Below are 15,420 nucleotides of genomic sequence, written 5' to 3' on the forward strand. Positions count from 1 at the left end.
TTCACAAAGCGCTCTTGTGCTTGCTGAGATGATTCTGGGATAGGAAAATCATGGTTCGCCCCTGTTTTTCACCAACTCAAAAGAGAAAAAAGAAAAAGAAAAACTTTTCTGCAATTCTCGTTGACCCAATGTCGCTACATAATCTACAAATTGCGGTCATCTAGTCCGCGAGACACAACATATAGTGTATAATGGACCTTTTCCCAAAAACCCCCAAGCCTCTCACTAAATCTATGGAACCACTCTCCGGACAACTCTCCCTGAGCGGAGTCGACCCCCTGCATGGTCGCGAATTCATCGTCCGCAAGCGCGATGGCCGCAGCGAACCCTTCAACGAGGAGCGGATCCGACTTGCCGTGGAGAGCGCCTTCAAGGCCGACCGCGATATTCCCAGCGACTATTCCCTTTCCCCGGAGGATCAAGCTGCCGCTCTTTCGGTGACGGTAGCCGTCGTACAGCGCCTCCTCAGCCGTGCAGCCCGTGGTGAGGAACTCGAGATAGAGCGTGTCCAGGATGCCGTGGAGGAGGCCCTCATGGTGCAGGGACACGTCCAGGTGGCCCGCCGCTACATCATTTACCGTGAGGATCGCCGCAAGGCCCGCGCCCTGCGCGGCGACCGCGATGTCTCGGGCCATGTCCAGGCCGAGCTTCATGTCACCCTTCGTGACGGCAGCAAGGAGATCCTGGAGCCTCAGCGCATCCGCCGCACCCTGATCCGCGCCTGCCGTGGGTTTGAGGACCGCTGCGAGGCCCGCGAGATGTCCGACGAGACGATGAGGAGCCTCTACGACGGCGTCCGCATCGACGAGATCGAGAAGGCGATGATCTTCGCCTCGAAGTCCCGCATCGAGCAGGATCCGGCCTACGGCTACGTAACGGCCCGTCTCCTTCTGGATGTGATCTACGGCGAGACCCTTCCCGGCTACGAGCACTACCATGATGTCACAGTCGCCCATACATCCCGCTTCCAGGCCTACCTCGAGGAGGGTATTGCCGCAGGACGCCTCACTCCGGGGCTACTGGAGTTTGATCTTGTTAAGATCGCAGCAGCCCTCAAGCCCGAGCGCGATCTCCTCTTCAACTACATGGGACTGCAGACCATTTATGATCGATACCTGATTCACATCGGCGGCCACCGCCTCGAGTCACCCCAGTTCTTCTGGATGCGCGTCTGCCTCGGTCTTGCCATGAATGAGGGTGAGCAGAAGAACGAGCGGGCCATCGAGTTCTACGAACTCCTCTCTAGCTTCCTCTTTACCTCCTCCACGCCGACCCTCTTTAACAGCGGCACCCTGCACCCCCAGCTCAGTTCCTGCTATCTGACGACGGTGATGGATGATCTCGACCATATCTTCAAGTGCGTCAGCGACGACGCGAAGCTCTCGAAGTGGGCCGGCGGACTTGGCAATGACTGGACCAATGTCCGCGCCACTGGCTCCCTCATCAAGGGTACCAACGGTGAGAGCCAGGGTGTCATTCCCTTCCTCAAGGTCGCCAATGATACCGCCGTCGCCGTGAACCAAGGCGGCAAGCGCAAGGGGGCGATGTGCGCTTACCTGGAGACCTGGCACCTCGACATCGAGGACTTCCTCGAGCTTCGCAAGAACGTGGGCGACGAGCGCCGCCGCACCCACGACATGAACACCGCCAACTGGATTCCCGACCTCTTTATGAAGAGGGTCAAGGAGAATGGTCAGTGGACCCTCTTCAGCCCGAGCGATGTTTCTGACCTGCACGATCTCTACGGCCGCGCCTTCGAGGAGCGGTACTGCGAGTATGAGGCCATGGCCGACCGCGGCGAGATCCCACTCTTCAAGCGGATCGAGGCCTCCTCCATCTGGCGCAAGATCCTGTCGATGGTCTTCGAGACAGGCCATCCCTGGATCACCTTTAAGGATCCCTCCAACATCCGCTCCCCGCAAGATCATCAGGGAGTCGTCCATAGCTCCAACCTCTGCACCGAGATCTTACTGAATACTTCCGCCGAGGAGACGGCCGTCTGCAACCTCGGTTCCATCGGCCTTCCCCTCCATGTCAACGAGCGCGGACTCGATCTGGTTCTCCTGGAGAAGACCATCCGCACGGCCATGCGGATGCTCGATAACGTCATCGACATCAACTACTATCCAACACCGGAAGCCAGGACCGCAAACCTCCGTCACCGCCCCGTCGGTCTCGGACTCATGGGATTCCAGGATGCCCTGTACAAGCTGAAGATAAGCTACGCCAGCAAAGAGGCCGTCGCCTTTGCCGACTCCAGCATGGAGGCGATTTCTTACTTTGCCATTCTGGCCTCCACGGAGCTTGCCTCCGAGCGCGGGGCCTACGAGAGCTACAAGGGATCAAAGTGGGATCGCGGCCTGCTGCCGATCGACACGATAGATCTTCTCGAGCAGGAGAGGGGGATGCCCGTGAGCATGGATCGCTCCTCCAGCCTCGATTGGAGCGTCATCCGCACCGCCGTCCAGAAGCACGGCATGCGCAACAGCAACACCATGGCAATCGCCCCGACCGCCACGATCTCCAACATCACGGGTGTCTCCCAGTCGATCGAACCGACCTTCAAGAACCTCTTCGCCAAGGAAAACCTGAGCGGTGGATTCACCGTCATCAACAGCTACCTCGTCGAGGATCTCAAGGCACTCGGCATCTGGGATCGCAAGATGCTCGAGGAACTCAAGTACAAGGATGGTTCCATCCTCGGCATCGACCGCATCCCGGAGAAGATCCGCGAGATCTACCGTACCGCCTTCGAGGTCGAGCCAAATTGGTATATTGAGTGCGCTAGCCGCCGCCAGAAGTGGATCGATATGGGTCAGTCCCTGAACCTCTATATCGCCGCCCCGAGCGGCAAGAGACTCAATGACATGTATCTCCATGCCTGGGAGACAGGTCTCAAGACCACCTACTATTTACGTGCCACGGCCGCTTCCACGGTCGAGCAGAGCACCAGTCAGGCCCGTCCGAACTGGGTTAATCAGCCCCAGGCCAAGGAGAAGGAATTCACCGCCGAAGAGGCCGCAGCTTGCAGCATCGAGGCGATGCGCAACGGAGGCGAGTGCGAAGCCTGCCAATAAGCGGAAGCCTGAAGTCGATAACTTTAAGATTCCCCACCCCACCCTGTCGTAACCAAGCCAACAACACACCAACGCTGGGAAAAACGACAATCCGCACGTAACTTAACCAAACCCCACGAATACACCGCCATGTCCTGCTGCTCCTCCACTACGCAACCCGCCACCTTCCACGACCTCACCAAGCGGATCGACTCTGATCAGAAACGCCTGGTCAACTGCAAGCAGGTCGATGTGAACCAGCTCATGCCCCTCAAGTACACCTGGGCCTGGGACTACTACACCAAGGGCTGTGCCAATCACTGGATGCCGAATGAGGTTCCGATGCAGCGTGATATCGAGCTCTGGAAGTCCAACAAGCTCACCGCTGACGAGCGCCAGGTCATCATGCGGAATCTCGGCTTCTTCAGCACCGCGGAGAGCCTCGTCGGGAACAATATTGTGCTCGCAATCTTCAAGCACGTCACCAATCCCGAAGCCCGTCAGTACATGCTTCGTCAGGGCTTCGAAGAGGCAATCCACACACACACCTTCCAGTACATCGTCGAGAGCCTATCGCTGGACCAGCGCGAGGTCTTCAACATGTACCACGAGGTGAATTCCATCAATGAGAAGGATGCCTTCGAGATGAGCCTCACCGCCTCCATCATGGAGGATGGGTTCTCCACCGAGACCACTGAGGGACTCCAGACCTTCCTCAAGAACCTGGTCGGCTTCTACGTCATCATGGAGGGGATCTTCTTCTACAGCGGCTTCGTGATGCTCCTCTCCTTCAAGCGCCAGAACAAGATGGTCGGCATCGGCCAGCAGTTCGAGTACATCATGAGGGACGAGTCGATCCATCTGAATTTTGGCATCGACCTCATCAACGGCATCCGCGAGGAGAATCCCGAGGCCTGGACCCCAGAGCTCGAAGCCGAAGTGCGCGCCATGATTCTGAAGGCCGTCGAGCTCGAGATTGCTTACGCCCAGGATTGCATGCCCCGTGGCATCCTAGGACTGAATGCCGGCCTCTTCCGCGAGTACGTCCAGTACATCGCCGACCGCCGCTTTGATCGCCTCAACATGCCCCAGGAGTTCGGAAGCGCCAATCCCTTCCCCTGGATGAGCGAAGTGGCCGACCTCTCTAAGGAAGCCAACTTCTTCGAAACCAAGGTCACCGCTTACCAGAACGCCAGCCAGCTCGAGTGGTAAGTCGTCACTAAACGAATCAAGGATTTCCTCCCCGAGACCCCGTGGTTTTTCCATGGGGAAATCCACCCAGAGGCAGCCCGCGACTGAAAAGTCGTGGGCTGTTCTGCGTCTAGGGTGCTTCCTTGTCGCCAACCGCTAAAACCTCTTAGTTATCCCAAAGATCCCCATAGCTTCTATCCCCTTCATCCCTGTGAAATTCCTTCTGCTCTTCTTCTGCCTCGCTGGGGTGATTAGTGCCGCCGATCAGCCCGGGGAAGTAACGCTCTCGATCGATACCAATCATCCGACGGCGAGCTTTGACCCTAGCCGGGCTTTCGGGGCCGGTATCGACGGGCACGAGCAGGGGGATTGCCTGCAGATGCTTTCCAAGGGGAGCGTGAAGCGGATGCTAGGGGCTGGATTGGGCCCGGTTTCCGTGAGACTGCGGACCGAGCTGGCCGTGGAGGCCTGGCATTGGAACCCCGCTGGGAGTTGGAGTGATCCGAAGCATCAGCAAGGTTATTGGACCTCCAGTTCCAAGCCAGATCCGGAACACTCAATCCAAGTTTCCTATGGCTACAAGCTTCCAAGAAGGGGCGACACGCTGGATGAAGCGAACGACGACGGCTATTCGCGTCTCGACGATGGGGATCCGAAGACCTTCTGGAAGAGCAATCCCTACCTGTGCAAACCGTACACGGGGGTTGATGATTCCTGTCATCCTCAGTGGGTGGTGTTGGATTTCGGCAAGCAGGTGCCGCTCAATGCGATCCGGATCCAGTGGGCGAATCCTTACGCCACAAGCTTCCGTATCGAGTACGCCACCCATGGCCGAGTTTATTACGGCGGACATCCCGGAAACATTCTCTCTCCTGTCTGGCACTCATTTTCCCATGGAAGCACGAGTGTAGGAAAGGGAGATGACCAGTTCATGAAACTGTCTGATCATTCCGTGAAGGCGCGCTATCTCAGGATCTGGATGACAAAGAGTTCGGGCACAGCCCTGCCTGGGTCTACCGATCTACGGGATCATCTCGGCTATGCGATCCGTGAGATCAGAGCAGGGGAGGTTGGGCGATTCGATTTCGATGATCATGTGGTTCACTCAACTGGTAAGGGACAAACCATCACCTATGTTTCCTCGACCGATCCGTGGCATCGGAGGTGTGATCGGGATCCGAAGGTCGAGCAACCCGGGATCGATCTGCTCTGCCGTTGCGGCATCACTCGGGGCCTTCCCCTGATGCTGGCTCTTCCTGTGCTCTACGACACCCCGGAGAATGCCTCGGGCTTGGCCACATACGTCCAGCGCTCGGGTTATCCTGTCAGTCGCCATGAGCTCGGAGAGGAACCCGACGGCCAGCGGATCGATCCCCGTGATTTCGGAGTGCTCTACGCTCAAGTAAGCAGGAGAGTCAGAAAAGCAGTCCCGGATGCCGTCATGGGAGGGCCAAGCTTTGTCACGCTGGATGTCGAGTCGGGTGATGACCAGACCTACCGCTTTGATAAGCGCTGGTGGATCAGGGATTTCCTTGGGGAACTCAAGCGGCGGAATCAGTCACAGGACTTCCGCTTTATCTCCTTCGAGTGGTACCCCTTTGATGATGTGGACGATGTGGATGGAAAGGAGTCGAACCAGCTTCCGAAAGCCTCCGGGATGCTCCGACGCACCTTGCGCTTGATGAGCTGTTTCCATCTGCCACTCGTGATAGGGGAGAGCAACTACTCCGTGTTCCCTTGTAGGCAGGAAGTCGATCTCTCTGGCGCCCTGCTGAATGCTGAGACGGCTGCCCAGTTCCTCTGCGGGGGAGGGGATGCCTTCTACTACTACGGCTACGAGCCGAACAAACTCGATGGCAGCAGCGGCTCCTGGGGCAATCAGCTTATGCTTCTGGAAGGCAAGGATGGGATAGTGCCTGTCGCCACGTACCAAGCTCTGAAGATGATGAATAGGGAATGGTTCGATCCCAAGAAAGGAGCTCATCGAACCTTCCCCGTCCATCTTTCCGGCAACAGATCAAAAGATCTTCTGAGTGCCTTTGCGCTCCAGCGTCCGGATAACAAATGGTCCTTGCTGCTAATTAACAAAGATCCAGTCCATGAAGTGAGAATCGTTATCCGAGGAAGAAATCCCTGGCCGGGTTCAGCACGACTCGTGACTTATTCAGCTGAGCAATATTACTGGCAGGCTGACAAAGCTGCGGGGCATCCGACCCGGAACGCCGCCCCCTCTCGAATCATTGTGCAGGGTAATCAAAGCTTCACACTCCCTGCCTGGTCCCTCTCCATTCTGCGATCAGAGTAATGCGAGTGATCCGGAGAGGAATTTCCGCTCCGAATCATTCTGGCTGTCCTTTTTGAGTATCGATCAGGAGACCTTGATCTCGATCTGTTTCGGGCGGGACTTCTCGCTCTTGGTGACATGAACCTTCAGGGTGCCGTCGCCGAACTTGGCATCGACCTTACCGGCATCGGCATCATCAGGCAGGTCGAAACTCCTGACGAAGCTACCGTAGGAGCGCTCTATGCGGTGGTACTTCTTACCCTTCTCCTCCTTCTCAAACTTCCGTTCGCCAGAGATCGTCAGGATGCCGTTTTCCACGGTCACCTTGACCTCCTCTTTCTTGATCTCAGGCAACTCCGCAGTGATCACGTATTCCTTCTCATCCTCGATGATGTCCACAGCCGGTGCCCACTGGGCCACGGTCATGAGTTCCTTGTCCCCGTTGTGTCGGAGTGAGGAGGGAAGGATGCTGGAGAGACGTGACTGCACTTCCTCGAGTTCGCGGATCGGATTCCATCGTGTCAGTGTCATGTTCATAGTTTTAGTTTGTGTGGCATCGATTTCATGGATCGCCGGGATTACCTGCCGTGTGAACCGAGCGATAGAGCCGAATTTAATTCCCGGCGCATGAGAGAAAAATAATGCAGCGGGACCGTACCCGATAGATGGGAAAACGCTTATCCGGCGCTAACGAAACTGCGTAGGGCTATGACTACCCCCAACTTCTCACCTGGGTTCTATCGCAGGAAGCCCCAGCTGATCAAGCCCGCCACGCCCATCATGAGCACGGGATTGATCTTTGTGAAGAGCATCAGGCAAAGCGCCGCGAGGCCCATGACGGCCGTCGGAAACGAGTGGATCGAGGTCTTGGCGATGATCCAGGTCGCGGCCAGGATTAGGCCCGTGGAGACAGGCATCATGGCCCGCTCGACAGTGTGACGCCAGGGGGACTCTTTCCACCCGTCCCAGAACTTACTGACCACAAGGACCAGGATCGAGCTTGGCAGGAACATCGCGATCGTAGCGATCAGCGCGCCTAGGATTGCAATCGCCGTTCCGTAGGGAAGGCAGGCCTTCAGACCGACCAGCGAAACCACCATCATCGAGGGACCAGGCGCCGCCATGCTGATCGAGAAGAGATCGACGAACTGCTGGTTGCTCATCCAGTGATATTCGCCGACCGAGGCCTGATGCATCGAAGGGAGTACCACCTTCCCTCCGCCGAAGGCCGAGATCGAGAGAGCTGAGAAGAGGGCTGTGAGGTGGAGGAAGGTCTTGATCATGGCTTAATTCCCTCCGTTGTTTTCTGGGGCCGGGGCCGATGCCACCAGATGGCCAAGGGAGCCATGATTAGGATCACATAGGGGACATGCAGATGGGCGAACCGAACCAGAGCAAAGGTCAGAAGAATCAGGACGATGTCGAAGGCCCCTCGGATCGCCTTCTGACCAGCCTCGAAGACCATGCTCGCCATCAGACCGCAGGCGGTTGCCGTGATTCCGGCAAGCACAGCGCGCGTGTCGGTGGTCTTGCCGGCATGGAAGTAGAGAAATCCCAGGATGCAGACCAGGACGAAGGGCGGCACCAGGATCGAAGTGAGCGCAACCGCAGCGCCTAGGGGGCCGCGTAGGTGATTGCCGATATAGATCGAGAGTCCGGCCACGTTCGCACCCGGAAGGATCTGGACTAGAGCTAGGCCCGGAAGGAATTCCTCATCGGTCAGCCACTGCTTCTGACCCACCACCAGCCTGCGGATATAGGCAGTCAGTCCTCCGCCGAAGCTCGTGATCCCGATGAAACCGAAGAGGCCGGCGATCTCCAGAAGGGATACCTTGACCCTTATGAATGAAGCCTGAGCCTCTTCCTGATCAGGATTTGGGGCTTCCACCGGCATTGCCTTCTTTTTGCTCGGCCAGCACCTTGGCGGCGTGCTTTTCCTGGTCGGCCTGGATGCCTGCATCGGTGAGGTCCATCTTCTTGGAGCTTTCCCAGTCCGATTCGAAGATCTTCACCAGACGCTTGATAAGATCGGGATCGCTGAAGCGGATGCCAAGTTCACGACGTTCGTTGAAGCACTTCGGATAGATATTGAAGGAGCTCAGCAGCGCACGGTGCTTGTCGGCCAGGATCAGCTTCGCATGGAGGTGGACACCATGGAGCTTATGGACATGGATCCCGAGATCCTCGAGCAGCCTGAGGCCCGCGACCCCCTCGAGGATGTAGAAGTCCCTGAGGGAATGGACCGGCAGGGCCGTGGCGTGGACCTTCACATCTCGTTTCATCTTGGCGCGGACCAGCGCCTCGATGACCGGCGTGTCGACATACTTCTCATGCTGGATGTAGAGCGTCTTGTTGGCCCCATCGATGAAGTTGATCACTTCCTGGCGCGCGCGTCCGACGCTCCAGATCAGGTTCGAGACGGCCGGCGGGACGAAGTCCTCGCGATTCCAGTCGGCCTCGAAGCAGCCCGCGACCTCGGAGACCTCCTCAGGATCATTCGTGACCAGACCATAGTCGCGGGTCAGTCCGAAGTACTTCGGGGCCCAGTTGAGTGACATGATGAAGGCCTGTTTGCCGTCCACGACCATCGATTTTTCATGGGTGATCGGGTACTTCGGATTCGTCTCCTTCACGTTCACCTTCGCATTCTTGAAGAGCTCGAAGGCCTCGTCATTGTCATGCTCCCCGGTGAAGCGGGAGGGATTCAGCATCACTCGGACCTTCACTCCCCGCTTGTGCGCCGCGATCACTGCCTCCATCAGGACCGGATCGGTGAACTGGAACATCTTGATGTCCAGCGAGTGCTTGGCATTCTCGATGGTGCCCAGTATCGGGGCGATCCCATCATCTGGTTGAACGATCAGGCTGTGAACAGAGTCTTCAAACATAGCTTTGATTTGATCTGATTCAGAATCCGTGTCAATCAGTGATGGGGATGGTCTGCTATCGATGTCGACTTACCCGAGGTCACCGACAGAAGGCTCAAAAGTTTCTAAAAAAAGCCATATCGCCACAGGGAGGAGTAGAAACGGCATGGAATCCCTTGCTTGGATGAAGTGCACTCCATGGTGAAAGAAGCCGTGGCTTGCTACTTCGAGGATGAAGTTGAGCAGAGCGATTTAACACAATCTACTGACCGCAAAGAAGTGTTGCCTCGCTCATTCCCATGAGGCTCACTCCTTAGCCGCTATAGTACCATTTCTTCCTGTGATTGGTATGAGTTGTGCCAACAGCTGAACAGTCTTCAGCCTAAACCCCTTTGGCCACCTTGCGGCCAAGCACTTCCTTGAGAAATGGAGCTGTCCTGCTGGTCTTGCTCTTGGCTACTTCCTCGGGGGTTCCGGTCGCAACGATCTGGCCGCCCCGATGCCCAGCCTCCGGACCGACATCAATGATGTAGTCTGCCTCGGCCACGAGATCCAGATGATGCTCCACGACGATCACTGTGTGCCCCTCGTCGACAAGACGATGGAGCACGGTCTGAAGGAGTTCCACATCGGCTGCATGCAGTCCGATCGTTGGTTCTTCGAGGATGTAGAGTGTGCCTCCCCGCTTGGCCATGCGTGGGCGTTCGGTGCCTCCTCCTCCGCGCGCAAGCTGAGTAACGAGCTTGATGCGCTGGGCCTCACCGCCGCTGAGCGTGGGGCTCGGCTGTCCGAGCTTGAGATAACCGAGGCCTGTCTCGACCAGGAGCTGCAAAGGCTTGCGGATCTTGGGATGGGCGGCAAAGAACTCCGCGGCCTGTTCGACCGTCATCGAGAGAACGTCTCCGATGGACTTGCTATCGTACTTTACTTCCAGGGTCTGGCGGTTGAAGCGGGTTCCGCCGCAATCCTCACAGGGCATGTAGGAAGCGGGCAGGAAGTTCATCTCCAGCTTGATGACACCCTGGCCCTCGCAGGTGTCGCAGCGCCCGCCCTGATTATTGAAGGAGAAGCGACTTCCCGAGTAACCGCGCATCCTGGCGTCCGGCAAACCCGCGTAGAGGGTCCTGATAGCATCGAAGATCTTCAGGTAGGTGGCGGGGGTCGAGCGGGAGGTCTTGCCGATCGGAGACTGATCGACCTCGATCACCTGCGAGAGGTGCTGGACTCCGCTGATCGATTTCCAATACTGCGGGCCGTTCTTCTTCCGTCGGCCGGTACGAACCAGGGATTCCTCGACGGCAGGAAGAAGCACACCTCGCAGCAAGGTGCTTTTGCCGGATCCGCTGATGCCGCTGATGGCGGTAAGGCGTTGAAGAGGGAAGCTGACGTCGACGTTGTCGAGGTTGTGACGCTTGGCGCCCTTGAGTTCGAGCCATGCGGCAACATCCTTTATCGAGCGACGCGATCCGCGCAGTGGATGAACGGGCGGTTCGCGTAGGAACTTTCCGGTCAGTGAGCGCTCGTTAGCCATCACCTCATCCATGGTGCCGAAGGCGATGATTTCCCCTCCGTGGCTTCCGGCCTTGGGGCCGAGATCGATGATCCGGTCGGCCCGGCGCATCGTTTCCTCATCGTGCTCGACGATGATCAACGAATTACCCTGCGCCGTGAGTTCCCCAAGCGCATCGAGGAGTCGCTCGTTATCGCGGGGGTGCAGTCCGATGGTCGGTTCGTCGAGGACATAGAGGACGCCGCGCAGATTCGAACCAAGCTGGGCGGCGAGACGGATACGCTGCGATTCTCCGCCGCTGAGGGTCTTGGCTGAGCGGTGGAGTTGCAGGTAGTCGAGGCCGACACGGCCCAGGAACTCCAGTCGCTGGCGAATCTCCGGAAGGATATCCCGTGCCACGATCTCATCGCGCCCCTTGAAGTTCCAATTTCCTGTGAGAGTGAGTGCATCGTTGGAGGATCGTGCGGAGAAACCGGCGATGCTCTCCCCGTTGATCCTCACGGCACAGGCCACGGGATTGAGGCGGTCACCCTGGCAGACGGGGCAGGGGCGGGTCTCGCCCTCCTCACGGTTTTCAAAGGATTTTTCCGCCGCCAAGTCGGCCTCCAACTGGGAGTCAAAGTCCTTGGCCTTGGGGATCTCGCTCCAGACCTCGCCGAAGCCCCGGCAATGCTCGCACCATCCATGGGGTGAGTTGAAGGAGAAGAGCCTGGGATCGAGTTCTTCAAAGGATCGTCCGCAATCCGGGCAGTTCATCTCCGAGCTGAGGATTCGGAATTCCTCGGCGATGGCTGCGTTGGTTTTCTTGCCCGCTTTTTCCTTAAGTGCCTTGGAGGTCTTCGAGGCTTTGGTAGTTTTTCCCTTGGCAGGTTTCTCCTTGGGCATTTCAGCAGGCACGGGGCGTGCCTTGGCTGTTCCCTTGCCGATATCAAGAGCCTGCTTAGCCAGATCGAGGATTCCTTTCTTCGCTCCCTTCTCGATCGTGCCGATCAGGACATCGATGCTGTGTTCCTTAAAGCGTTCCAGAGGCTCAAAATCCTCCACCCCGACCAGTTCCCCATCGACCAACAGAGTCGAATATCCATGGTCACCCGCCCAGCGGGCGACCTCGGTGTGGTATCCCTTGCGTCCCCGGATCAGGTTGGCAAAGAGTTGGACTGGGGAGTCTTTCGCCATGGCCTCAAGCTCCGTGGCCACGGCGGTGAGTGAGCTCTTCTGGACGGCAACGTTGCAGTCGGGGCAATGCTGGGTTCCGAGCTTTGAGTAAAGGAGTCTTAGGAACTGGTGGATCTCTGTGACGGTGGCGACGGTCGACTTGCCTCCACCCCGGGTGATCCGCTGCTCGATCGCCACACTTGGTGGCAGGCCTTCGATCCTGTCGACATCTGGTTTCTCGAGTTGTTCAACGAACTGACGGGCATACGGGGACATACTGTCAAGGAACCGCCGCTGCCCTTCCGCGAAGAGAATGTCGAACGCTAGTGTCGACTTGCCGCTGCCGCTCAGTCCGGTCACGACGATCATTTCGTCACGCGGGATATCGATGGAGATGTTCTTGAGATTGTGTTCGCGTGCTCCGTGAATCTGGATCGATTTTGAAACCGGTGTCTGCTTTCGGACCAGGCCTTTTTCAAGAAGGAGAGGGGGTCTTCCCGCTAGGACTTCGCGCAAATAGCGTCCCGTGTGAGAGCCCTGGGTGGCCGCAACTTCCTCGGGCGTTCCGCTTACGACGAGATTTCCACCCTCGTCACCGGCTTCTGGACCGATGTCGATAACCCAGTCGGCGGTCTTGATCACGTCGAGGTTATGCTCAATGACAATGATGCTGTTCCCTTCCGAGACCAGACGCTCGAAGGCCTTCAGCAGGATGGCGATGTCGTCGATGTGCAGACCGGTCGTCGGCTCGTCGAAGATGAGGAGGGCCCCTCCCGGTTCGTGACCGGCAAGCCGTGCGGCTAGCTTCAGCCGCTGCGACTCGCCACCGCTCAGGACATTGAGGGGTTGGCCTAGCTTCAGGTAGTCGAGGCCAACATCGGAGAGAAGTTGCAGCGGGGCACAGATCGCTTCGGATTTGGAGCCACCCTTGAAAAAGGCGATTGCCTCCCGGGAGGTCATCTCCAGGACGTCGTGGATCGACTTGCCTCGGTGACGGATAGCCAGCACACGCTCCTGATAGCGCTTCCCCTCGCACTCCGGACAACGGAGGAAGAGATCGCTTAGGAACTGCATCTCGACCTTCTCAAAGCCAAGGCCCGAGCAACGATCGCAGCGACCTTGTCCCGAGTTGAACGAGAAGGCGGAGGGGCTCATGCCGGCCTCGATCGCTTCGTCCTCCATGCCAAAGAGTTCGCGGATCGCATCGAAGACCCCGAGATAGACGGCAGGGGTGGATCGGGGAGTGCGTGCGAGGGGCGACTGGTCGACCAACACCACGTCGGAAAGCTCATCTCCCCCCTTGATCGAGCGACAGCGACCGGCTGCCTCGCCCTCTTCGGCCGCTGCCGACGTGAGATTTCTGTAGAGGACATCGCGGACCAGTGAGCTTTTGCCGGAGCCGGAGACACCGGTCACGCAGCAGAAGACGCCAAGTGGGAACTTCACATCGAGTTTCTCGATGTTGTGGTGGCGGATCCCTTTGATCTCGATCCACTGCTTCGGTTTCTTCCGCTTCTTTGGCACCCCGATCACTTTGTCCCCCCGCAGGTAAGCGGCGGTGAGCGATTCCTTGGAGGAGGCAAGTTCCGAGAGCGGGCCCGAGAACATCAGGTGGCCTCCTTCCTGCCCGCGACCTGGTCCCAGGTCGACAATATGGTCCGCCGAGCGGATCACGGCCTCCTCGTGCTCGACGACGATGAGGGTGTTCCCCTTGTCGCGCAGAGCGCGCATGATTTCGAGGAGTTTGCCGACATCACGCGGATGCAGGCCGACGCTCGGTTCATCCATGACAAAGAGTGTGTTGACTAAGGATGCCCCAAGACAGGTGGTCAGGTTCACCCGCTCGATCTCTCCGCCGGAGAGTGTCTTGGTGGCGCGGTCGAGCGTGAGGTATCCCAGGCCGACCGACTCCAGGTAGCCGAGTCGCGAAACAATCTGGTCCAGAAGCATGATCGCCCCGGCATCGCCTGGAGCAATGGGAAGTTCTCTGAGCAGCGGAGAAAGTCGTGAGACCGGTGTCCCGGCGATCTCGGGCAGGGTCATCGGCTTACACGGCAAGGGGAGACGGAAGTTCAGGGTCTCCGGTTGGAAGCGTCCCCCCTTGCACGTCGTGCAGGGTCTGTAGGCGCGGTAGCGGCTCAGGAAAACACGGATGTGCATCTTGTAGGTTCGCTTCTCCATCCACTTGAAAAACCCGTCGATCCCGTACCACTGGCTGCTCTGCCAGAGTTCCTCGCCGCTGAGATCTGCCCCCTTTTCCCCCTCTATCACGAAACGCTGATCGGAGTCGGGCAGCTCCTCGAAGGGAAGATGCACGTCGATGTCTGCGGTTGCACAGGCCTTCAGAAGATCTCGCTGGCACTCGCGCGACTGACCGCTCTGGAAGGGTTTCACCACACCTCCGGCTATGCTCAGGGAACGGTCCGGCATGACTCGGTCATAGTCGAGGCCGATCACCCGACCGAAGCCGCGGCAGTCGGGACAGGCGCCGAGGGGATTATTGAAGCTGAAGAGACCGGGCGCCGGAGGACGGATATCGAGGTCGCAATGGGCGCAATGCCAGCCCGACGAGTGGGGAAACTGTTCGCCGCTTTCAGGATCAATCAGAGTGACCCGATCCTTGCCGAGTCGCAGGGCGGTTTCGATTGCCTCGGTGAGGCGCCCGCGTTCCTCCTCGGTGATGGCCAGACGATCCTGGATGACCTGCACGACAGCGGGCAGTTGGGTCAGCTGTGTGGGCTCATCCGTCCGATGGATGGTTCCCTCGATCCAGATCCGGAGATATCCCTGCTCCTGGAGGAAGGTGAAAAAGTCGGCCGGTGAGCGGGGAAGGGGTGGCACCTCTGTCTCTTCCTCCGATACTTCCGATCGCGTGGCGACGGGGAAGGTCACAAGCATCCGCCTTCCCGAGAGGGAGGACATAAGCGAAGAGGTGACTGACTCGGGTGACTCCGGTGTGACAGGGCGTCCGCATCCGGGGCAGGAGGCCGTGGCGGCGCGCGCCATCAGCAGCTTCAGGTAGTCGTTGATCTCTGTGATCGTACCGACCGTCGAGCGGGTGGTCTTGACGCTGTTGCTCTGCTCGATGGCAATCGCCGGAGGAATCCCCTCGATGGTGGTCGCACGGGGCTTGTCCATCCGGTCGAGGAACTGCCTCGTGTAGGGGCTGAAAGTCTCGACATAGCGTCTCTGTCCCTCCGCATAGATGGTATCGAAGGCGAGGCTCGATTTGCCCGATCCGCTGGGGCCCGTAACGACAATGAGCGACCCTGTGGGAAGGTCGAGGTCGATGCCCTTGAGATTATTCTGCGTGACGCCCTGAAGGCGGATCCTTGGAGACTCAGTCACCGGCTAAGT

General features: G+C 58.3%; 8 protein-coding genes. 3 read left to right on the forward strand and 5 right to left on the reverse strand.

The window, feature by feature from the left end:
- Positions 1 to 233: 233 nt before the first annotated feature.
- The 3 genes from K8R57_05355 (at position 234) to K8R57_05365 (ending at position 6,552) form a co-directional block, all read left to right on the forward strand.
- Positions 234 to 3,077, forward strand: a complete 2,844-nt coding sequence (locus tag K8R57_05355; GenBank protein ID MCE9587721.1) for a ribonucleoside-diphosphate reductase subunit alpha — start codon at positions 234 to 236, stop codon at positions 3,075 to 3,077.
- 129 nt (positions 3,078 to 3,206) lie between these two features.
- Positions 3,207 to 4,268, forward strand: a complete 1,062-nt coding sequence (locus K8R57_05360) for a ribonucleotide-diphosphate reductase subunit beta (GenBank protein ID MCE9587722.1) — start codon at positions 3,207 to 3,209, stop codon at positions 4,266 to 4,268.
- Positions 4,269 to 4,458: 190 nt separating this feature from the next.
- Positions 4,459 to 6,552: a discoidin domain-containing protein gene (locus K8R57_05365; GenBank protein ID MCE9587723.1), complete on the forward strand. Its 2,094-nt coding sequence runs from the start codon at positions 4,459 to 4,461 to the stop codon at positions 6,550 to 6,552.
- 63 nt (positions 6,553 to 6,615) lie between these two features.
- Here K8R57_05365 and K8R57_05370 read toward each other — a convergent pair whose 3' ends face one another.
- The 5 genes from K8R57_05370 to uvrA all read right to left on the reverse strand — a co-directional run bounded on the left by K8R57_05370 (position 6,616) and on the right by uvrA (position 15,411).
- The gene (locus K8R57_05370) at positions 6,616 to 7,062 is read right to left on the reverse strand and encodes an Hsp20/alpha crystallin family protein (GenBank protein MCE9587724.1); all 447 of its coding nucleotides are present in this window, start codon (positions 7,060 to 7,062) and stop codon (positions 6,616 to 6,618) included.
- A gap of 206 nt (positions 7,063 to 7,268) precedes the next feature.
- Positions 7,269 to 7,814 carry a chromate transporter gene (locus K8R57_05375; GenBank protein MCE9587725.1) on the reverse strand — a complete coding sequence of 182 codons (546 nt, stop codon included), beginning with the start codon at positions 7,812 to 7,814 and terminating at the stop codon, positions 7,269 to 7,271.
- Positions 7,811 to 8,425 (reverse strand): chromate transporter, encoded by a 615-nt coding sequence (locus tag K8R57_05380; protein ID MCE9587726.1) that lies wholly within the window; start codon positions 8,423 to 8,425, stop codon positions 7,811 to 7,813. Before K8R57_05380 ends, K8R57_05375 begins: the two co-directional genes overlap by 4 nt.
- Positions 8,400 to 9,419 carry a phospholipase gene (locus K8R57_05385; GenBank protein ID MCE9587727.1) on the reverse strand — a complete coding sequence of 340 codons (1,020 nt, stop codon included), beginning with the start codon at positions 9,417 to 9,419 and terminating at the stop codon, positions 8,400 to 8,402. Before K8R57_05385 ends, K8R57_05380 begins: the two co-directional genes overlap by 26 nt.
- Positions 9,420 to 9,780: 361 nt before the next feature.
- Positions 9,781 to 15,411 carry an excinuclease ABC subunit UvrA gene (gene uvrA / locus K8R57_05390; GenBank protein MCE9587728.1) on the reverse strand — a complete coding sequence of 1,877 codons (5,631 nt, stop codon included), beginning with the start codon at positions 15,409 to 15,411 and terminating at the stop codon, positions 9,781 to 9,783.
- Positions 15,412 to 15,420: the final 9 nt, after the last annotated feature.

Source organism: Verrucomicrobiota bacterium, from assembly GCA_021413925.1.
Classification (GTDB): Bacteria; Verrucomicrobiota; Verrucomicrobiia; order Chthoniobacterales; family UBA6821; genus UBA6821.

Coding starts and splice junctions, on each gene's coding strand:
- K8R57_05385 (MCE9587727.1), bottom strand. CDS start 9,419: ATGTTTGAAGACTCTGTTCACAGCCTGATCGTTCAACCAGATGATGGG.
- K8R57_05370 (MCE9587724.1), bottom strand. CDS start 7,062: ATGACACTGACACGATGGAATCCGATCCGCGAACTCGAGGAAGTGCAG.
- K8R57_05355 (MCE9587721.1), top strand. CDS start 234: ATGGAACCACTCTCCGGACAACTCTCCCTGAGCGGAGTCGACCCCCTG.
- K8R57_05375 (MCE9587725.1), bottom strand. CDS start 7,814: ATGATCAAGACCTTCCTCCACCTCACAGCCCTCTTCTCAGCTCTCTCG.
- K8R57_05360 (MCE9587722.1), top strand. CDS start 3,207: ATGTCCTGCTGCTCCTCCACTACGCAACCCGCCACCTTCCACGACCTC.
- K8R57_05380 (MCE9587726.1), bottom strand. CDS start 8,425: ATGCCGGTGGAAGCCCCAAATCCTGATCAGGAAGAGGCTCAGGCTTCA.